This window comes from Pseudomonas sp. R84 (assembly GCF_009834515.1).
Classification (GTDB): domain Bacteria; phylum Pseudomonadota; class Gammaproteobacteria; order Pseudomonadales; family Pseudomonadaceae; genus Aquipseudomonas.
Map to the genome: position 1 here is coordinate 5,173,281 of NZ_CP019426.1, position 20,178 is coordinate 5,193,458.

Annotated in this window: 21 protein-coding genes; 13 read left to right on the top strand and 8 right to left on the bottom strand. The window is 58.0% G+C overall.

The window, feature by feature from the left end; genetic code table 11:
• Nucleotides 1–165: 165 nt before the first annotated feature.
• Nucleotides 166–909, top strand: a complete 744-nt coding sequence (locus PspR84_RS22860; protein ID WP_160059231.1) for a phosphatase PAP2 family protein — start codon at nt 166–168, stop codon at nt 907–909.
• A gap of 190 nt (nt 910–1,099) precedes the next feature.
• Here PspR84_RS22860 and groL read toward each other — a convergent pair whose 3' ends face one another.
• From groL to PspR84_RS22880, 4 genes are all read right to left on the bottom strand, one after another.
• Nucleotides 1,100–2,746 (bottom strand): chaperonin GroEL, encoded by a 1,647-nt coding sequence (groL, locus tag PspR84_RS22865; protein ID WP_016986670.1) that lies wholly within the window; start codon nt 2,744–2,746, stop codon nt 1,100–1,102.
• Nucleotides 2,747–2,796: 50 nt separating this feature from the next.
• Nucleotides 2,797–3,087, bottom strand: coding sequence for a co-chaperone GroES (locus tag PspR84_RS22870; RefSeq protein ID WP_039758325.1), 291 nt, complete (start codon nt 3,085–3,087; stop codon nt 2,797–2,799).
• Between the two features lie 248 nt (nt 3,088–3,335).
• Entirely contained in the window at nt 3,336–3,812 is a 477-nt protein-coding gene (locus PspR84_RS22875) for an FxsA family protein (RefSeq protein ID WP_160059232.1), read from the bottom strand.
• A gap of 65 nt (nt 3,813–3,877) precedes the next feature.
• Entirely contained in the window at nt 3,878–4,609 is a 732-nt protein-coding gene (locus PspR84_RS22880; RefSeq protein ID WP_160059233.1) for a HugZ family protein, read from the bottom strand.
• Between the two features lie 163 nt (nt 4,610–4,772).
• Here PspR84_RS22880 and PspR84_RS22885 point away from each other — a divergent pair, with 163 nt between their 5' ends.
• A complete protein-coding gene (locus PspR84_RS22885) occupies nt 4,773–5,531 on the top strand; it encodes an SDR family oxidoreductase (protein ID WP_160059234.1) in 759 nt (252 codons plus the stop codon).
• Between the two features lie 131 nt (nt 5,532–5,662).
• Here the strand turns inward: PspR84_RS22885 and apbC are convergent, their stop codons facing one another.
• On the bottom strand, nt 5,663–6,757 hold the full coding sequence (apbC, locus tag PspR84_RS22890) for an iron-sulfur cluster carrier protein ApbC (RefSeq protein ID WP_160059235.1): 1,095 nt from the start codon (nt 6,755–6,757) through the stop codon (nt 5,663–5,665).
• Nucleotides 6,758–6,912: 155 nt separating this feature from the next.
• On the opposite strand from apbC, the gene metG reads away from it, so the two are divergent.
• The 8 genes from metG (at nt 6,913) to PspR84_RS29520 (ending at nt 13,921) form a co-directional block, all read left to right on the top strand.
• A complete protein-coding gene (metG, locus tag PspR84_RS22895) occupies nt 6,913–8,964 on the top strand; it encodes a methionine--tRNA ligase (RefSeq protein ID WP_160059236.1) in 2,052 nt (683 codons plus the stop codon).
• Nucleotides 8,965–9,078: 114 nt separating this feature from the next.
• Nucleotides 9,079–9,648, top strand: coding sequence for an Rnf-Nqr domain containing protein (locus tag PspR84_RS22900; protein WP_160059237.1), 570 nt, complete (start codon nt 9,079–9,081; stop codon nt 9,646–9,648).
• Nucleotides 9,645–10,853, top strand: coding sequence for an electron transport complex subunit RsxB (gene rsxB, locus PspR84_RS22905; protein ID WP_160059238.1), 1,209 nt, complete (start codon nt 9,645–9,647; stop codon nt 10,851–10,853). The genes PspR84_RS22900 and rsxB overlap by 4 nt, the downstream gene beginning before the upstream one ends.
• The gene (locus PspR84_RS22910; protein WP_160059239.1) at nt 10,840–11,823 is read left to right on the top strand and encodes an RnfABCDGE type electron transport complex subunit D; all 984 of its coding nucleotides are present in this window, start codon (nt 10,840–10,842) and stop codon (nt 11,821–11,823) included. The genes rsxB and PspR84_RS22910 overlap by 14 nt, the downstream gene beginning before the upstream one ends.
• Complete coding sequence (locus tag PspR84_RS22915; protein ID WP_160059240.1) at nt 11,820–12,425, top strand: RnfABCDGE type electron transport complex subunit G; 606 nt, start codon at nt 11,820–11,822, stop codon at nt 12,423–12,425. Before PspR84_RS22910 ends, PspR84_RS22915 begins: the two co-directional genes overlap by 4 nt.
• Entirely contained in the window at nt 12,422–13,003 is a 582-nt protein-coding gene (locus tag PspR84_RS22920; RefSeq protein ID WP_160059241.1) for an Rnf-Nqr domain containing protein, read from the top strand. The genes PspR84_RS22915 and PspR84_RS22920 overlap by 4 nt, the downstream gene beginning before the upstream one ends.
• The gene (gene nth / locus PspR84_RS22925; protein WP_160059242.1) at nt 13,000–13,638 is read left to right on the top strand and encodes an endonuclease III; all 639 of its coding nucleotides are present in this window, start codon (nt 13,000–13,002) and stop codon (nt 13,636–13,638) included. Before PspR84_RS22920 ends, nth begins: the two co-directional genes overlap by 4 nt.
• 106 nt (nt 13,639–13,744) lie before the next feature.
• Nucleotides 13,745–13,921 carry a hypothetical protein gene (locus PspR84_RS29520; RefSeq protein ID WP_174244477.1) on the top strand — a complete coding sequence of 59 codons (177 nt, stop codon included), beginning with the start codon at nt 13,745–13,747 and terminating at the stop codon, nt 13,919–13,921.
• Between the two features lie 89 nt (nt 13,922–14,010).
• Here the strand turns inward: PspR84_RS29520 and PspR84_RS22930 are convergent, their stop codons facing one another.
• Nucleotides 14,011–14,637 carry a response regulator transcription factor gene (locus tag PspR84_RS22930; RefSeq protein WP_007916656.1) on the bottom strand — a complete coding sequence of 209 codons (627 nt, stop codon included), beginning with the start codon at nt 14,635–14,637 and terminating at the stop codon, nt 14,011–14,013.
• Nucleotides 14,638–15,143: 506 nt separating this feature from the next.
• On the opposite strand from PspR84_RS22930, the gene PspR84_RS22935 reads away from it, so the two are divergent.
• Nucleotides 15,144–15,860 (top strand): hypothetical protein, encoded by a 717-nt coding sequence (locus tag PspR84_RS22935; RefSeq protein WP_160059243.1) that lies wholly within the window; start codon nt 15,144–15,146, stop codon nt 15,858–15,860.
• 133 nt (nt 15,861–15,993) lie between these two features.
• On the opposite strand, the gene PspR84_RS22940 is transcribed toward PspR84_RS22935, so the two are convergent.
• Nucleotides 15,994–17,211: an argininosuccinate synthase gene (locus PspR84_RS22940; RefSeq protein ID WP_016986656.1), complete on the bottom strand. Its 1,218-nt coding sequence runs from the start codon at nt 17,209–17,211 to the stop codon at nt 15,994–15,996.
• A gap of 129 nt (nt 17,212–17,340) precedes the next feature.
• Entirely contained in the window at nt 17,341–18,249 is a 909-nt protein-coding gene (locus tag PspR84_RS22945; RefSeq protein WP_160059244.1) for an OmpA family protein, read from the bottom strand.
• 160 nt (nt 18,250–18,409) lie between these two features.
• Here PspR84_RS22945 and pyrC point away from each other — a divergent pair, with 160 nt between their 5' ends.
• Both pyrC and rnt read left to right on the top strand, forming a co-directional pair.
• Nucleotides 18,410–19,456 (top strand): dihydroorotase, encoded by a 1,047-nt coding sequence (gene pyrC, locus PspR84_RS22950; RefSeq protein WP_007916661.1) that lies wholly within the window; start codon nt 18,410–18,412, stop codon nt 19,454–19,456.
• Nucleotides 19,453–20,130, top strand: coding sequence for a ribonuclease T (rnt, locus tag PspR84_RS22955; RefSeq protein WP_007916667.1), 678 nt, complete (start codon nt 19,453–19,455; stop codon nt 20,128–20,130). The genes pyrC and rnt overlap by 4 nt, the downstream gene beginning before the upstream one ends.
• Nucleotides 20,131–20,178: the final 48 nt, after the last annotated feature.

Below are 20,178 nucleotides of genomic sequence, written 5' to 3' on the forward strand. Positions count from 1 at the left end.
GTGTGGCTCAGGGCTAGGCGTGTGTCGGGTTGTTTAGCGATAAAAACGCTCATTGCGCATGCCAACGATTTTTTCACTTTCGGTTAACAAATCGGCGACGCCAGCACGCGCAGACTCCGCGCGGTTGCGCTCCTCAGAACATACTTACCGACCAAGGAATTGCCCATGGCGTCGACTTCTGCCCGCCCCGTTTCCAGGCCACTGAATTTTTGGTTATGCCTGGGAATCCCCACCTTCGCGGCGATCATTCTGGTACTGCTCGAACTGACCGACCTGGACATGGATCTGGCCCGCCTGTTCTACGACCCGGTTGCCGGCGATTTTATCGGGCGGCACAGTTACTTCCTCGAGGACATCCTGCATGACCGCGCCAAACAGGTGGTCATTGCTTTCTCGGTGTTTGCCATCCTCGGTTTCATCGGATCGTTCTTCGTCGGCAGACTGAAACCGTTCAAGCGCGAACTGGGCTGTCTGGTACTGTCGCTGGGCCTTGCCACTTCGTTCGTTACCCCGGTGAAAGCGGTGACTGCGGTGCAATGCCCGTGGAGTCTGGAACAATTCGGTGGTCATGAAACCTATAGCAAGTTGATGGAGCATCGCCCGCAGACCGATAAGCCAGGCCGTTGCTGGCCGGGTGGTCATGCGGCAACGGGGTTCACTCTTTTTGCGCTGTTTTTTGTCTTGCGCGATCGCCGTCCACGTCTGGCCCGTCAAGCATTCATCTTTGCCTTTGCATTGGGTTCGGTGTTTTCGATCAGCCGGATGATGCAGGGCGCGCACTTCTTTTCGCACAACGTGTGGACGGCGATTTTCTGCTGGCTGATTTGTCTGGGGTCGTATTACTGGGTGCTGTATCGCCCGGCGGTGAAGGCTGAAGTCGTCGCCAAAGCACACCCCGTCAGCGCCTGAAACACAAATCCAATGTAGGAGTGAGCCTGCTCGCGATAGCGGTGTGTCAGTCGCAATCATGTTGAATGAAATACCGCTATCGCGAGCAGGCTCACTCCTACAGGGGTTATGTGTGAAGCTGAAATTTGGGCAATAAAAAACCCCGCTGACTTTCGCCAGCGGGGTTTTGCGTTACAGGGACAAGGCTGGCTTACATCATGCCGCCCATGCCACCCATGCCGCCCATGTCTGGCATGCCGCCGCCAGCACCGCCGTCTTTCTTCGGCGCATCAGCTACTGCCGCTTCGGTGGTCAGGATCAGACCGCCGATCGACGATGCCGCTTGCAGAGCGGAACGAGTCACCTTGGTTGGATCCAGGATGCCCATTTCGATCATGTCGCCGTATTCGCCAGTCGCAGCGTTGTAACCGAAGTTACCTTTGCCGTTCTTGACTTCGTTGACCACAACGCTTGGCTCGTCGCCGCTGTTGGCAGCGATCTGACGCAGCGGAGCTTCAACAGCGCGGCGCAGAACAGCGATACCAACGTCCTGGTCAGCGTTGTCGCCTTTCAGGTCGTTCAGGGTTTGCAGAGCGCGGATCAGCGCAACGCCACCGCCAGGTACCACGCCTTCTTCAACGGCTGCACGAGTTGCGTGCAGGGCGTCTTCAACGCGGGCTTTCTTCTCTTTCATTTCAACTTCGGAACCAGCGCCAACCTTGATCACTGCAACGCCGCCGGACAGCTTGGCCAGACGCTCTTGCAGTTTTTCACGGTCGTAGTCCGAGGAAGTTTCAGCTGCCTGGGCACGGATCTGAGTGATACGCGCCTGGATATCAGCTTCTACGCCAGCACCGTCAACGATGATGGTGTTTTCCTTGGAGATGGTCACACGCTTGGCGCTACCAAGGTTTTCCAGAGTAGCGGCTTCCAGGCTCAGGCCGATCTCTTCGGAGATAACGGTACCGCCGGTCAGAACAGCGATGTCCTGCAGCATGGCCTTGCGACGGTCGCCGAAGCCTGGCGCCTTGACGGCTGCGACTTTAACGATGCCACGCATGTTGTTCACAACCAGGGTCGCCAGGGCTTCGCCTTCAACGTCTTCGGAAACGATCAGCAGTGGACGGCCGGCTTTGGCAACGGCTTCCAGCACTGGCAGCATTTCGCGGATGTTCGAGATCTTTTTGTCGACCAGCAGGATCAGCGGGCTGTCCAGCTCGGCAACCATGGTCTCTGGCTTGTTGACGAAGTACGGGGACAGGTAGCCACGGTCGAACTGCATGCCTTCAACAACCGACAGTTCGTTTTCCAGGCCAGTGCCTTCTTCAACGGTGATCACGCCTTCTTTGCCGACTTTTTCCATGGCTTCGGCAATGATGTCGCCGATGGAGCTGTCGGAGTTGGCGGAGATGGTGCCTACCTGAGCGATTGCCTTGGTGTCAGCGCATGGCTTGGACAGGTTTTTCAGCTCTTTGACGATGGCGATGGTCGCCTTGTCGATGCCGCGCTTCAGGTCCATCGGGTTCATGCCGGCAGCGACGGCCTTCAGGCCTTCGTTGACGATCGACTGAGCCAGAACGGTAGCGGTGGTAGTACCGTCACCAGCGTCATCATTGGCACGGGAGGCAACGTCTTTGACCAGCTGCGCGCCCATGTTTTCGAAGCGATCTTCGAGTTCGATTTCTTTGGCGACGGAAACGCCGTCCTTGGTGATGGTCGGAGCGCCGAAGCTCTTCTCGATGATCACGTTACGGCCTTTCGGGCCCAGGGTCGCTTTTACTGCGTCAGCCAGGACGTTGACGCCCTTGAGCATTTTTTTACGGGCGGAATCGCCAAACAGAACTTCTTTAGCAGCCATGATCGATATTCCTTAAATACTTTGTAGTAGCGGGAAAATGAACGGGGGTATCAGCCTTCGATAACAGCGAGGATTTCGTTCTCGCTCATTACCAGCAGGTCTTCGCCGTCGACTTTCACAGTGTTGCTGCCGGAGTAAGGACCGAATACAACCTTGTCGCCCACTTTCACGGACAATGCATGAACTTCACCGCGCTCGCGTTTGCCTGGGCCTACAGCGAGGATTTCACCGTGGTTGGCTTTTTCAGCAGCCGAACCTGGCAGGACGATACCGCCAGCGGTTTTCTTTTCTTCTTCGCTGCGACGGATTACGACGCGGTCATGCAGAGGACGAAGCTTCATTGTCGATCTCTCCTAATTGTGGTTTTCATCGGCCGGTGTAGTCCCGGCGGGTTTAACAAATCCGGCCTGCGCCGGTTGCGGTTCGTCAAGCGAGCCGCGGAAGACTGACTGGCTCAAATGCCAGAAACCTTTCGGTGACCGATACATAAGGGCGCATAAGCTTATTACAAGGGCGAGCTGAGAAAATTTTTCACTCTGGAGGCCCGTAAATGAACACGGCACCCGAAGGTGCCGTGTGGGTAACGCAGTTACTTGCTGTCGCGGTGTTCGAACTCGCCTTCGATCACATCACCCTCGCGGCCCAGTGGCTGACGCGGTGCAGGACCGCCACGGGGTTGCAGATCGTCGGCGAACGCACGCTGACGCATGGCCTGTTCTTCGGCGCGCTGACGCATTTTGTTCGCCAGCAACCGGCGGCTGAATGGCAGCAACATCACCAGACCGACCACGTCGCTGATGAAGCCCGGCAGGATCAGCAGGCCACCGGCCAAAGCCAGCATCAGCCCTTCGAGCATGGTTTGCGCGGGCAGTTCGCCGCGGTTCAGGCTTTCACGGGCACGCAGTGCAGTGGCCAGACCGGCGACGCGTAGCACAAAAACACCGAACATCGAGCCGACAATGATCAGCAGCAGGGCCGGGAAAAACCCGATAGCCCCTGCCACTTTGACGAATACGAACAGCTCCAGCACTGGAAACAGCAGAAAGAGCAACAGAAAAGGGCGCATCAAAGTTTCCTCAACGCAAGAAATGCCTTGCAGTAAGCCTTAGATGACGTCGCCCTTTCGTGAATTCAAGCGTCGACCACTGCATTTTTTGGCCAGACCTGTGCGTGAGCCAATGAAACCAAGGCTTCGCGCACTTGTGTCGGCGTATGACAAGGGGCTTGAAACGGCAACCAGTACAGCGCCTGACCGATGCGCAGGTGCATGCCTTCGGTGTCGATTCCGGCCAGTTGCGCCGGCACGGTTTTCGGCAGACCGGCAAGGTCGACGTAGTGCGCGATGGCTTTGGCGTGGTCGCTGTTCATGTGCTCGACCATGCTGATTTCAGCCTTGCCGGCGAACGGATTGGCCAGGGTCAGTTGATCGACCCAGTGGATCGCGCCGAAACCGCCGATGTAGCGATGACGCACCGGAGTCAGCACCCAGAAATCGAAATCGTGGGCCTTGTGGTAGTTCTGCGAATCCGGGAAAAAACGGTAGTACCGCTCGGCGGCGGCATCGATAGCAGCGGCATCTTCGAGCTTCTGCGCTTCGGCCAGATAAGTCAGGCGACCAACGGCTTGCACGTCATCGGCTTCGCGCTCCCCCACCAACATCGAGCATTTAGGGTCTTTTTGCAGGTTGTGGGTGTGCTGGGCGATGCGACTGATCAGGATCAGCGGCCGACCCTGCTCATCCAGGCAGTAAGGCACCACGGAGCCAAAGGGAAAACCGGGCATCGATTTGGAGTGGGTCGACAGCACTCCCCGGTATTCCTTGAGAAGCAATTCTCGGGCATTCTTCGCCACTTCAACGCTCAATTTATGACTCCTTAAATAGTATCCGTCGAAAAAACGGACGGGCGCCCGGGATCAAGTCCCCGTCACGCCAGCGGGCAATTCTCATGTGCACCCTTCCAAGGCCGGTGCAGATCGGGAGTCGCTGAAAACAAAAACTACTCAGACCTGCTATCGGGGCATGCGAATGCAACTCAACGACAAAGTAATCATTATCACTGGCGGATGCCAGGGTTTGGGCCGTTCGATGGCCGAGTATTTCGCCGGCAAAGGCGCGAAGCTGGCGTTGATCGACCTCAATCAGGAAAAGCTCGACGATGCGGTCGCGGCTTGCAAGGCCAAAGGCGTCGAGGCGCGCAGCTATCTGTGCAACGTGGCCAATGAAGAGCAGGTCGAGCACATGGTCGCTCAGGTCGCCGCCGATTTCGGCGCGATTCACGGCCTGATCAACAACGCCGGGATCCTCCGTGATGGCCTGCTGCTCAAGGTCAAGGACGGCGAAATGACCAAGATGAGCCTGGCACAGTGGCAGGCGGTGATCGACGTCAACCTGACCGGCGTGTTCCTCTGCACCCGTGAAGTGGCGGCGAAAATGGTCGAGCTGAAGACCAGCGGCGCGATCATCAACATCTCGTCGATCTCGCGGGCGGGCAACGTTGGCCAGACCAACTACTCGGCGGCCAAGGCCGGTGTTGCTGCAGCGACAGTGACCTGGGCCAAAGAGCTGGCGCGTTACGGCATTCGTGTCGCGGGGATTGCACCGGGCTTCATCGAAACCGAGATGACCCTGGGCATGAAACCGGAAGCGCTGGAGAAGATGACTTCGGGGATTCCGCTCAAGCGCATGGGCAAGCCGGAAGAGATCGCCCATTCGGCGGCGTACATTTTCGAAAACGACTATTACACCGGGCGGATTCTGGAGATGGATGGCGGGTTGCGGATCTAACCCCCACCACAAAACCCGTGTAGGAGTGAGCCTGCTCGCGATTGCAGTCATTCATTCAACAAATCTGTTGAATGGTATCCGCTATCGCGAGCAGGCTCACTCCTACAGGTTTATTCAGTGTTGCGGATGCATCAATCGTCGCTGATGGTGATATTCGGCATCGCCGGCGTTGCCGCTTCCTGCAACACGATCCGTGCGCCGACGTGGCGGGCCAGTTCCTGATAGACCATGGCGATCTGGCTGTCCGGCTCGGCGATCACCGTTGGCTTGCCGCCATCGGCCTGCTCACGGATCAGCATCGACAGAGGCAGCGAAGCCAACAGCTCCACACCGTACTGGGTCGCCAGTTTCTCACCACCGCCCTCACCGAACAGATGCTCGGCATGCCCGCAGTTCGAGCAGATGTGCACGGCCATGTTTTCCACCACGCCCAGCACCGGAATGTTGACCTTGCGGAACATTTCCACGCCTTTGCGCGCGTCGAGCAAGGCCAGATCCTGTGGCGTGGTGACGATCACCGCACCGGCCACCGGGACTTTCTGTGCCAGGGTCAACTGGATGTCGCCGGTGCCTGGCGGCATGTCGATGACCAGATAATCCAGATCGCCCCACGCGGTTTGCGTGACCAGTTGCAGCAGCGCGCCGGACACCATCGGCCCGCGCCAGACCATCGGCGTGTTGTCGTCGGTCAGAAAGGCCATCGACATGACTTCAACGCCATGGGCCTTGAGCGGCACGAACCACTTCTGATCCTTGACCTCAGGGCGGGTGCGCTCGGGGATGCCGAACATGATGCCTTGGCTCGGGCCGTAGATGTCGGCGTCGAGAATCCCCACTTTGGCGCCTTCACGGGCCAGGGCCAGCGCGAGGTTGGCGGCGGTGGTCGACTTGCCCACACCGCCCTTGCCCGACGCCACGGCGACCACGTTCTTGACGTTGGCCAGCCCCGGGATCTGCGCTTGCGCCTTGTGCGCGGCAATCACTGTGTTGACCTCGACCTTGGCGACAACCACGCCGTCGAGGTTTTCGATGGCCAGTTGCAACAATTGCGCCCAGCCGCTCTTGAACAGACCGGCGGCGTAACCGATTTCCAGCTGCACGTTGACGCGGTCACCGACGATCTCGATGTGCTTCACGCAACCGGCGCTGACCGGATCCTGGTTCAGGTAAGGGTCGGTGTATTGGCTGAGGACGGCTTCCACCGCTGCGCGAGTGACGGCGCTCATGGGCAACTCCGATAACAAGACTGGGAAAAGATGGCGGGTATCCTACCCCTTCTGTCCTCCGGACGGCACGCCCGGCAACGATTTGCAGGGGTGAAATATCTTTCCCGGCGCTTTATAGTGGCCGACCTCCGTTTCATCAAGTAGCGAAGCCCCACATGTCCGAACCACGCAAGATCCTCGTCACCAGCGCCCTGCCCTACGCCAACGGTTCGATTCACCTTGGCCATATGCTGGAATACATCCAGACCGATATGTGGGTGCGCTTCCAGAAGCATCGCGGCAATCAATGCATTTACGTCTGCGCCGACGACGCCCACGGTTCGGCGATCATGCTGCGCGCGGAAAAGGAAGGCATCACCCCGGAACAACTGATCGCCAATGTGCAGGCTGAACACAGCGCCGACTTTGCCGAGTTCCTGGTTGATTTCGACAACTTCCACTCCACTCACGCCGAAGAAAACCGTGAGCTGTCGAGCCAGATCTACATCAAGCTGCGTGACGCCGGGCACATCGCCCAACGCTCGATCACCCAGTATTTCGACCCGGAAAAGAAAATGTTCCTGGCCGACCGCTTCATCAAGGGCACCTGCCCGAAATGCGGCACCGAAGACCAGTACGGCGACAACTGCGAAAAATGCGGCGCGACCTATGCACCAACTGATTTGAAGGATCCGAAATCTGCGATCTCTGGCGCCACTCCGGTACTCAAGGATTCCCAGCACTTCTTCTTCAAGCTGCCGGACTTCCAGCAAATGCTGCAGACCTGGACCCGCAGCGGCACCCTGCAGGACGCCGTCGCCAACAAGATCGCCGAATGGCTGGACGCAGGCCTGCAACAGTGGGACATCTCCCGCGATGCGCCGTACTTCGGTTTCGAGATCCCGGGCGAGCCGGGCAAGTATTTCTATGTGTGGCTCGACGCGCCAATCGGCTACATGGCCAGCTTCAAGAACCTTTGCGACCGCACGCCGGATCTGGATTTCGACGCGTTCTGGGCCAAGGATTCCACCGCCGAGCTGTACCACTTCATCGGCAAGGACATCGTCAATTTCCACGCACTGTTCTGGCCGGCGATGCTTGAAGGCGCCGGTTACCGCAAGCCGACCGGCATCAACGTACACGGCTACCTGACCGTCAACGGCCAGAAAATGTCCAAGTCGCGCGGCACCTTCATCAAGGCCCGTACGTATCTGGATCACCTGTCGCCGGAATACCTGCGCTACTACTACGCAGCCAAACTGGGCCGTGGCGTCGATGACCTTGACCTGAACCTCGAAGATTTCGTGCAGAAGGTCAACTCCGACCTGGTCGGCAAAGTGGTCAACATCGCCAGCCGTTGCGCCGGTTTCATCCAGAAAGGTAACGGCGGCCTGCTGGTCGACACCAATGCTGCGCCGGAGCTGACTGAGGCTTTCCTCGCCGCAGCGCCAAGCATTGCGGATGCCTATGAAGCTCGCGACTTCGCCCGCGCCATGCGTGAAACCATGGCCCTCGCCGACCGCGCCAACGCCTGGATCGCCGACAAGGCACCGTGGTCGTTGAACAAGCAGGAAGGCAAACAGGATGAAGTCCAGGCGATCTGCGCCACCGCCATCAATCTGTTCCGCCAACTGGTGATCTTCCTCAAGCCGGTGCTGCCGCTGCTGGCCGCCGATGCCGAGGCGTTCCTCAATGTCGCCCCGCTCACCTGGAACGACCACACCACGCTGCTGGCCAACCACCAGCTCAACGAATTCAAACCGTTGATGACCCGCATCGACCCGGTAAAAGTACAAGCCATGAGCGACGCCTCGAAAGAAGACCTCACCGCCAGCCAGACCGACACTGGCGCCGCCGCCCCGGCCGGCAATGGCGAACTGGCCAAGGACCCGCTGTCGCCGGAAATCGACTTCGATGCCTTTGCCGCGATCGACCTGCGCGTCGCACTGATCGTCAAGGCCGAACACGTGGAAGGTGCTGACAAGCTGCTGCGTTTGACCCTCGACATCGGTGACGAGCAACGCAACGTGTTCTCGGGCATCAAGAGCGCATACCCGGACCCGTCCAAGCTCGATGGTCGCCTGACCATGATGATCGCCAACCTCAAGCCACGGAAAATGAAGTTCGGTATCTCCGAAGGCATGGTGATGGCAGCAGGCCCTGGCGGTGAAGAGATCTACCTGCTGAGCCCGGACAGCGGCGCCAAGCCGGGTCAGCGCATCAAGTAACACTCGGCGGCAGACCGATCCCACAGGCGTGCACCGCATGCCTGTGGGATTTTTCATATCTGGCCGGATAATGCCTAACCTTAAGAGACATCCGCCCGTTTCGCTGGCAGAACCATGACCGAACTCGTGCTTACGCTTATCAGTGCTGCGCTGCTCAACAACTTCGTGTTGCACTGGCCGCTGGGCGTCGATCCGCTGCTCGCGGCCAGTCGTCGACAGGTGCATGCGCTGGGGCTGGCGACGTTGTGTCTGATGCTGATCGTTGGCGTTACCAGTTACGCGGTCTGGCATTGGCTGCTGAGGCCGCTGCAACTTGAAGCCCTGCGCCTGTTCGTGTTTCTGCCGTTGAGTGTGTTGCTGATTGCGCCACTGTTGAAGCTGCTGGCGCGCAGGCTGCCGAATCTGCCTTTCGAAGGTTTGTGGCCATTGTTGCTGGGCAATGCCGGCGTGCTCGGGCTGGCACTGATCAATGCGCAAAACGATCGAGGTCTGCTGCAGGCGACCACTTTGAGCCTCGGTGCCGGGCTGGGTTTCTGGCTGGTACTGAGCCTGTTCCAGGATTTGCGTGAACGTACGGCCGACAACGATATTCCCCTGCCCTTTCGTGGCTTGCCGATCGATTTGATCAGCGCCGGATTGATCGCAGTGATTTTTCTCGGATTCAGTGGACTGATCAAAACATGAGTCTGATTCAACGCATCGATGCCCTTCTGCCGCAGACCCAGTGCGGCAAGTGCGGCCATCCCGGATGCAAGCCGTATGCGCAAGGCATCGTCGCAGGCGAGCCGATCAACAAGTGTCCGCCGGGTGGTGACGAAACCATCGCCGCGCTGGCTGAACTGTTGAAAGTACCGGTGCTGGAACTGGACATCAGTCGCGGCGCAGCGCCGGCGCAGGTGGCGTTCATCCGTGAAGCCGAATGCATTGGCTGCACCAAATGCATTCAGGCCTGCCCGATCGACGCGATCGTCGGCGCGGCGAAACTGATGCACACGGTGATCATTGACGAATGCACCGGTTGCGACCTGTGTGTTGCGCCGTGCCCGGTGGATTGCATCGAAATGCATCCATTGCCACCGAGCACGTTGCCGGTGGTTGGCGGTCTGGCATTCAGTCTTGAAGAACAGCGCGCACGGGCGGCCAAACGCGATCACGCGCGTCAACGTTTCGAGCGTCGAAACGAGCGCTTGCAACGCGAAGAACAACAAAAGCAGGCAGAGCGTGAAGCGCGGGCAAAACGGGCGGCGCAACCTGAAGTGACTGCAACCGATCCGGTACAGGCAGCACTGGAACGGGTGCGTGCGCAGAAAGCGGCGACCGCTGATGCGGCGCTGAAGAAAGCCAAGATTGATGTGGCAATGAGCCGTGCGCAACTGCACAAATCGCTGAAGGCCTTCGGCCACCCGCCGACGTTCGAGCAGCAGGCGCAACTGATCGTATTGCAGCAGCAGTTCGAAGCCGCCGAACAAGCTCTGGCGGCCGTTGAAAGCAGCGCTACGCCAGCGCCCGTAGTGCCTGCCCCAGCCAAAGACGCTGATCTGAAACGGGCGAAGATTCAGTTGGCCATGCGCCGCGCTGAACTGAAAAAGGCACAAACCGCCGAAGCGGCGCCCGAGCAGATCGCCGCGCGGGAACAAGCATTGCGCGACGCCGAACAGGCCCTGCACGCCGCCGAAGCCACAAGCGATCAGCCGTTGCCTGACCTGGTGCGCGTCGAAAAACGCCCGATCGACAGCCAGCTTCGCCAGTTGAAAACCGAATTGGCCTACGCCCGCGCGGACCTCAACAAACTCGAACGTCGCGCCGACACGCCCATCGAAACCCTCGACAAGGCCCGCGCCCGCCTGCAAGACGCCGAGCGCCAGGTGCAAGATCATGTCGCCCCTTGAGGCACCGGACGATCGCCTGCCACAGGCGATGAAACTGGTGCTGCTCGCCGCCTTGCCGGGGCTGCTGACGCTGTTCTGGTTGTATGGCTGGGGCGTGTTAATCAATCTGCTGTTGGCGATCGTCACCGCGCTGGTAGTCGAGGCAACTGTCCTCCGACTGCGTCGACAGCCATTGCAGCCGACACTAAGTGACGGCAGTGCGCTGGTCAGCGCGACATTGCTGGCCGCCGCCCTGCCGCCTTATTGCCCGTGGTGGCTGACGGTGACGGCGATTGCCTCGGGTCTGTTGTTTGGCAAGCACTTGTACGGCGGCGTCGGTAGAAATCCATTCAATCCGGCGATGCTCGGGTTTGCCTTGGCCATGGTGATGTTCCCGCAGCCGATGACCCATTGGCCGGCCCATGGCCTGGATCTGACGGCAACGTTTCAACAGGTATTCGGCGCAGGCCAGGCGCCGGACGCCTGGGCGCAAGCTACCGTGCTGGACAGCCTGCGCATCAACAAAAGCCTGACCATGGACGAATTGTTCGCCAGCAATCCGGCGTTCGGTCGCTTTGGCGGCCACGGTGTGGAATGGGTGAATCTGGCGTTTCTCGCCGGCGGGCTGGTTTTGCTGCAGCGCCGGATCTTCGGTTGGCACGCACCAGCAGGCATGCTCGGCAGCCTGTTTGTTGTCAGCCTGCTGTTCTGGAATGGCTCCGGGTCGGACTCTCAGGGTTCGCCGCTGTTCCACCTGCTCAGTGGCGCGACCATGCTGGGCGCGTTCTTCATCATCACTGAACCGGTCTCCGGCGCCAGAACGGCGCTTGCCCGATTGCTGTTTGGCATCGGTGTCGGCTTACTGACTTACCTGATTCGCAGTTGGGGCGGTTACCCGGATGGCGTCGCGTTTGCAGTGCTACTGATGAACCTTTGCGTGCCGGCGCTGGAACGATTTTCCGCGAGTCGTCAGCCACAGGTGAGTTCATGAACCGCACGGCCAGCGCACTGACGTTATTCTTGTGGGCGGTGGTCGGCATTGGTGCGACGTACCTGCTGCAACGCAGCAGCGCACCGCAAATCGCTGCTGAGCAGCGCCTGGTCGACAGTCGCAAACTGCTCGACATGCTTCCCCCTGACAGCTACGACAACCAACCGCTGGAACGGCCAATTACACTGACCGATACCGGTCTGAGCCATAGCACGCTCGCGGCTGGTTACCGTGTAACCAAGAATGGTCAAACCGTTGCAGTGTTGCTGCGTAACCAGACCGAGGGCTACGCCGGTGCCATTGAATTGCTGATTGCTATCGATGCCAACGGCAAGTTGCTCGGCGTGAAAACCCTCAAGCAAAACGAAACCCCGGCACTCGGTGGGCCCATTGGCGACTGGCCGAACCGCTGGCTTCAGGTTTTCAACGGCAAATCACGCGGTGAACCGAATGACGCTGGCTGGGCATTGAAAAAAGATCAGGGGCAGTTCGATCAAATCGCCGGTGCGACCATCACCTCTCGCGCGGCGATCAGCGCTATCCATGATGCCCTGCGCTACTTCGATGAACATCGGGCGGCACTGCTGGGGAGCGGAACATGAACCGCTCGGCAGCCCTTTCGAATGCTTTGATGCTGACACTGCTGCTTGGCACCAGTGACTCCTTGGCAGGCGCACTGGGGGCATTATTGATGTTCGCCAGTGTCGTGGGTCTGTATGGCCCGTGCATGCCTGTTTTACGGTCTCGCCTCACTGGCACAAGCGCATTGCTGGCCAGCCTGCTGCTCGCCGCGACTTTCACCAGTTGTGCAGACCTGTTGGCGCAACGCTGGTTTCTGCCCTGGCAGCAAACATTCGGCCTCTATGCCGGCCTGATAGCCTTGCAATGCGTGGCACTGGAGCACAATGGCTTCTGGCGCTCATCGCTGGTCGAGCGCTTGAAACTCTGCGGCATGTTCGGCGGATTGATGTTGCTGCTCGCCGGGCTGCGTGAACTCATCGGTCACGGTAGTCTCGGCCGGGGGCTGTCCGAAGACTGGCCAGGTCTAGTTGTGTTTAGCGAAGGCCTGCACCTGATCACCTTGATCCCCGGTGCTTTTATTTTGTTGGCGCTGCTGTTGGCGGCGCGCCAGGCGTTGATTCGCCCGAACTCGATATCCAAGGAAACGCATCGCCCATGAATGCCGCAAAACGTCTGGAGATTTTCCGCCGCCTGCACGAAGACAATCCGGAGCCGAAGACCGAACTGGCCTACTCCTCACCGTTCGAGCTGTTGATCGCCGTGATTCTTTCGGCGCAGTCGACTGACGTCGGTGTCAACAAAGCCACGGCGAAGCTGTTTCCGGTCGCCAATACGCCGGCGGCGATCCACGCTTTAGGGGTCGAAGGTCTATCGGAATACATCAAGACGATCGGTCTCTACAACAGCAAGGCCAGGAACGTCATCGAAACCTGCCGCCTGCTGGTCGAACGCCATGGCAGTGTAGTTCCGCAAACCCGTGAAGAGCTCGAATCCTTGCCGGGAGTGGGCCGCAAGACCGCCAACGTCGTACTCAACACGGCATTCCGCCAACTGACCATGGCCGTCGACACCCACATCTTTCGCGTCAGCAACCGCACCGGCATCGCACCGGGCAAAAATGTGGTCGAAGTGGAAAACAAGCTGATGAAATTTGTACCCAAGGAATTCCTGCTCGACTCTCATCACTGGCTGATTCTTCACGGTCGCTACGTGTGTCTGGCCCGCAAGCCACGGTGTGGGAGTTGTCGGATCGAAGACTTGTGCGAGTACAAAGACAAAACTTCTGACGATTGACCGGCTATTGGAATAATTGATAAGTCGATTGAAAAAATCTTTTTTACCCGCTGCAGGAATGTCGATATAAGGAGCGCCAGAGGCATTCTTAGCCGGGAGTTAGCTGATGAGTAGCGACAAAGAGACACTGGATGTAGATGACGATCTCACTGCGGAAACTGATGATGCCGAACCTGTGGTCGAAGTCGCCAAGACCAATCTCAGCAAGCGCCGTACGATCGATAACCTGCTTGAGGAGCGCCGACTGCAAAGGCAATTGGCCGATTACGATTTTGATCTCTGATACTTGAAAGCCTCCCGAACCGGAGGCTTTTCTCTTTGTACGGCTAGCTGAGCTTGATCGGCCCATGACCCCGTCAGCCATCGATAGATTCAGACCAGACCATTGCGCTGCGCCAATTCGATCAGATCAACCAGAGAACGCGCATTGAGCTTCAACAACAAGCGCGTCTTGTAAGTGCTCACGGTTTTGTTGCTCAAAAACATGCCATCTGCAATTTCCTTGTTGGTTTTGCCCCGCGCCAACTGCTGCAGCACCATCATTTCCCGACCGGACAGACGATCCACCATATCGGCTTCACTCGCATTGCCCAGACTTGTACGCACGGTATGCAAAGCCTGATTGGGAAAATAACTGTAGCCGGACAATACGGCCTTGATTGCGCTGAGCAACTCGGTCAAGTCCTGCTGTTTGCACACATAGCCGGCCGCCCCCGACTGCATGCAGCGCATGGAAAAGTGCCCGGGAGCCTGGGAAGTCAGAACCAGTACCTTAATCGGCATGGCCGTTGAAGTCAGGCGTGCGATAACTTCCAGACCATCAAGTTTTGGTATTCCAATGTCCAGAATGACAATATCCGGCATTTGTTCTCGAGCAAGTTGTAATGCATCCACACCGTTATCAGTTTCTGCGATGACTTCGTAGCCATGACGTTCCATCAGCATACGTACCGCAAGACGAATGACAGGGTGATCATCCACGATCAGCACTTTATTCATGGGCAAGTCCAGTTTCGCTGTTCGAATTTTTAGAACACGCACAATAGCCCAGTCACTTGCTCTATGGCATGCCAGTGTTAACACGCACTTGCATCGAGAGACATGCCCTACATCCATCGCGGATTAATCCTACAAAAAACCTCCGTCCATCTAAACATCCGACACCGCAGACTCTTTCGCCGGAGGCAAAAATTCTCTTTTCAACCTGTTACAGACTACGATCACCGGTGCAAAACCCACACCTCGCCGCTGCAGCTCATTGCGCCCGAACGGCGCTGGCGCCCGGGCCTATGTGCGCGCCTGAAAAATATCGGAATATCGGAAACACAAAGCAACAGCGGTGGCACCGGCACTATAACGCTGGGAAAAACATAAACACTTGAAACAAGATATTTATACCAAGCACTATACTTTTGCTATAAAAACAAACACTGAATCCAAACTATCTATGCCCAACCAATACGAACTTATTAACCATGAGAAAGACCAGGCAAAAGAGTACAAACATGCTAAAAATAAAAAAAAAGATCAGCAACCCAATGACCGTCATTGCCATATTTGCGGCCATCTCTGAAACATCAGCCGCTGTATCTCTGCCTTTCCTTGACAACAAGGACAGGGAAATCTATGTGTGGTTCCTGATCAGCTTTCCATTTTACTTGCTATTTCTTTTCTTTATTACCTTGAATTTCAACTACCGCTCCCTCTATTCACCTTCCGATTTCGGTAAAGACAAGAACTTCCTGAAGGTAATCGATACCAATGATCGCGAGAACAAACGACACACCTCGACGCAAGAACCTGGCACACCAGGTACATTCGGGTTCTCCAGTTGTATAGTGCCGAGCGAAACTGGCACTGTCGAATGCAAAGACTCGTGCAAAGTACACAACGCACCTGACCCGCCTGCGGACAGCAACGTAAAACCGAGCCTGATTGTTCAGCACAACATTCAGTTGCCCGCATCGATCAGTAATTTGCATCTCATAGATGCCAGAGATGTCGATGCATCGAGAGAGTTAGCCACAATGGTGGAAAATATCCGCAACCTGGACAGGAAAACGGCCCGTGTGGTCGTCTTTCTTTCCAATCATGTGTCGGATGTTTTACTGACGCAGAATGCACTACTGCAAATAAGGCACATAAAGAAAGGCTCTGGCAACACACTGTGCATTGTTTATAACCTGTGCTCACAAGCGGTGACACTACTGGGGCGGGCCTGAAGGCGGAGTCATTGCCCCACGCGCGAAACCCTGAACATGACTCGAACAGAAACAAACAAAGAATTTACGTAAAAAGGGCGGCGTTGTCTCGATGACAAGGCCGCCCTTTTCATTGCGCGTCAGTCTGTAACACTCAGAACAGCTTGCGACCCTTGTTGGCAGCAATGCGCATGCGCAGCGCGTTGAGCTTGATGAAGCCCGCCGCGTCGGCCTGGTTGTAAGCACCGCCATCTTCTTCGAAGGTCGCGATGTTGGCGTCGAACAGCGAATCGTCGGACTTGCGGCCAGTGACGATCACGTTGCCTTTGTACAGCTTCAGGCGAACGACACCGTTCACGTTAACCTGGGAAGCATCGATCATCTGTTGCAGCATCAGACGTTCAGGGCTCCACCAGTAACCGGTGTAGATCAGGCTGGCATATTTCGGCATCAGCTCGTCTTTGAGGTGAGCGACTTCGCGGTCCAGGGTGATCGATTCGATGGCGCGGTGAGCGCGCAGCATGATGGTGCCGCCCGGGGTTTCGTAGCAGCCACGGGACTTCATGCCGACGTAACGGTTTTCGACGATGTCGAGACGGCCGATACCATGAGCGCCACCGATCTTGTTCAGCGTTGCCAGCACGGTGGCCGGGGTCATTTCGACGCCGTCCAGTGCAACGATGTCGCCGTTACGGTAGGTCAGTTCCAGGTACTGTGGTTTATCAGGAGCGTTCTCCGGGGAGACGGTCCATTTCCACATGTCTTCTTCGTGCTCGGTCCAGGTGTCTTCCAGCACGCCGCCTTCATAGGAGATGTGCAGCAGGTTGGCGTCCATCGAGTACGGCGACTTCTTCTTGCCGTGACGCTCGATCGGGATCGCGTGCTTTTCGGCGTAGTCCATCAGCTTCTCGCGGGACAGCAGGTCCCACTCGCGCCAAGGAGCAATTACTTTAACGCCAGGCTTGAGTGCGTAGGCACCCAGTTCGAAACGCACCTGGTCGTTGCCCTTGCCGGTGGCGCCATGGGAAATGGCGTCAGCGCCGGTTTCGTTGGCGATTTCGATCAGACGTTTGGCGATCAGCGGACGTGCGATGGAAGTACCCAGCAGGTACTCGCCTTCGTAAACGGTGTTGGCGCGGAACATCGGGTACACGAAATCACGCACGAACTCTTCGCGCAGATCATCGATGTAGATTTCTTTGACGCCCATGGCCTGAGCCTTGGCGCGTGCCGGCTCGACCTCTTCGCCCTGCCCCAGGTCAGCGGTGAAAGTCACCACTTCACAGTTATAAGTATCCTGCAGCCACTTGAGGATCACCGAAGTGTCCAGGCCGCCGGAATACGCCAGAACGACCTTGTTTACGTCCGCCATGCCATCACTCCACGGGGTTCTACGGAAAGCCGAGGAGTCTACCGCCCAAACGCGATAATTTACAGAGGCGCGACAGCTTAAGACGACAAAGCGACAGAATCTGTCGAGAGCGCGACGATGACCGGCAGGTCAGGAAGTCGCTGCAGTACTGGCTGGCGTGCTCGCTTGCGGTGCTGGAGCGGTCACTGGAGCCACGCGCGCCAGTTTGACATTGACCCTACGGTTCTTCGCACGATTGGCCGCATTGGTGTTCGGCACGATCGGATATTGCTCGCCATGGAAGCGCACGGTGATCTGCGATTCCTGAATGCCGTTGGCCTTGAAGAAGTCGACCACTGCCAGCGCTCGGCGGCGCGACAGTTCACGGTTGGTCAGACGATTACCGCTGTTGTCGGAATGGCCATCGAGTTCGATGTGATTGACCGTCGGATCGGCCTTCATGAATTCGAGCATCACTTGCAGCTTGGCCTTGGCGGCGGCATCGAGGTCAACGCCCTCGCCGGGGAAGCCGATCTGCGACTGCTTGATCTGGTCGAAATTCTGCGGAAGCAATTTCGCTACACAAGTCTGATAGTCGTTAAACGCCTTGCTGAATTTCACCGGCAATAAACGCACTTCCGAGACACGGCCATCGCCAGACGCGCGACGTACAACCGGGCTGCGACCGTCCAGCAAACCACTGATCAGACCGCCGGCCTGCGACTGTGAGCTGCTGAACAGCACGTTGCCACTGCCGAGCCTCACGGAGCCCAGATTGATGTCACCACGCCCCGGCTGCCAAGGTGCAGCCGCCGCGAGCAACGTCGCCGAACCACCGCCAAGCATGGCGTTGTAGGCGTTCAGGCGGAAGATCGCCTGCTCGCCCGCCTTGCGCACGAACTCACCCGAGCCGAAATCGGTGATCGGTTGGGTCAGACGACATTCGAACTTGTCGCCGGCGACCGTCCACTCAATGTTCTCCAGACGGGTCTGGTACGTGAGCGCCATCGCGGGGAGGCTGGCAAACACACTGAGCAAGGCTAAATAACGCTGGCGCACGGGAGGCTCCATTGGCTTCTGAAACACAAAGACCGATTCACACTATGTTTACGGCATACCTACGGGATATCGGAAGGTTCCCGCAAAACTTGATAGCGAGTGCCTGCAAGAGTCTTTTCCGGTAGCATTCGCCTCAGTTTGACCCGCCTGGAATCCCCTCATGTCCGACCGCCTGACCCTGCTGCGTCCCGACGACTGGCACATTCATCTTCGCGATGGTGCCGTGTTGACCAATACCGTTGCCGATGTTGCGCGCACTTTTGGCCGCGCGATCATCATGCCCAACCTGGTACCTCCGGTGCGCAACGCCGCTGAAGCCGACGGCTATCGCCAGCGGATTCTCGCTGCCCGCCCGGCCGGCAGTCGCTTTGAGCCGCTGATGGTGCTGTACCTCACCGACCGCACCCAGCCCGAAGAAATTCGTGAAGCCAAGGCCAGTGGTTTTGTCTACGCCGCCAAGCTGTACCCGGCCGGCGCGACCACCAACTCCGACTCCGGCGTGACCAGCATCGACAAGATTCTGCCGGCGATCGAAGCCATGGCCGAAGTCGGCATGCCGCTGCTGATCCACGGTGAAGTCACCCGTGGCGACGTCGATGTGTTCGACCGCGAAAAGATTTTCATCGATGAGCACATGCGTCGAGTCGTCGAGCGCTTCCCGACGCTGAAAGTGGTGTTCGAACACATCACCACCGGCGACGCCGTGCAGTTCGTCAACGAGGCTTCAGCCAACGTAGGCGCGACCATCACCGCACATCACCTGCTGTACAACCGCAACCACATGTTGGTTGGCGGGATTCGGCCGCATTTCTACTGCCTGCCGATTCTCAAGCGCAATACACATCAGGAAGCCTTGCTCGACGCCGCCACCAGTGGCAGCGCCAAGTTCTTCCTCGGCACCGATTCGGCGCCACATGCGCAGCACGCCAAAGAAGCCGCTTGCGGTTGCGCCGGCTGCTACACCGCGTACGCCGCCATCGAGATGTATGCCGAAGCCTTCGAACAGCGGAACGCGCTGGACAAGCTCGAAGCCTTCGCCAGCCTCAACGGCCCGCGTTTCTACGGCCTGCCGGCGAACACCGACCGCATCACCCTGGTTCGTGAAGAATGGACCGCCCCGACCAGCCTGCCTTTCGGCGAGCTGACCGTTATCCCGCTGCGCGCCGGTGAAAAACTGCGCTGGCGCCTGCTGGAGGAACACGCGTGAGTGAAGACCATTTCGACGACGAACTGGACGGTCAAAGTGGTGGTGGCGGTTCCCGTCACCCGATGGCAGCACGCTTTCGCGGCTACCTGCCGGTTGTCGTCGACGTAGAAACCGGCGGCTTCAACTCGGCCACCGATGCGTTGCTGGAGATTGCCGCGACCACCATCGCCATGGATGAAAAGGGTTTCGTTTACCCGGATCACACCTACTTCTTCCGCGTTGAGCCATTCGAAGGCGCCAACATCGAAGCAGCGGCGCTGGAGTTCACCGGGATCAAGCTCGATCACCCGCTGCGCATGGCCGTCAGCGAAGAAACCGCACTGACCGACATCTTCCGTGGCATCCGCAAGGCGCTGAAGGCCAACGGCTGCAAGCGCGCGATTCTGGTCGGCCACAACAGCAGCTTCGACCTCGGCTTCCTGAACGCGGCGGTCGCACGTCTGGACATGAAGCGCAACCCGTTCCACCCGTTCTCCAGCTTTGACACCGCGACGCTGGCCGGTCTTGCCTACGGTCAAACCGTACTGGCAAAAGCCTGCCAAGCCGCCGACATCGATTTCGACGGCCGTGAAGCGCACTCGGCGCGTTACGACACCGAAAAAACCGCTGAGCTGTTCTGCGGCATCGTCAATCGCTGGAAACAGATGGGTGGCTGGGAAGATTTCGACGACTGATTGATGGTCGTCGGATAAATCCCGCGCATAAAAAAACCGGCTCAATGA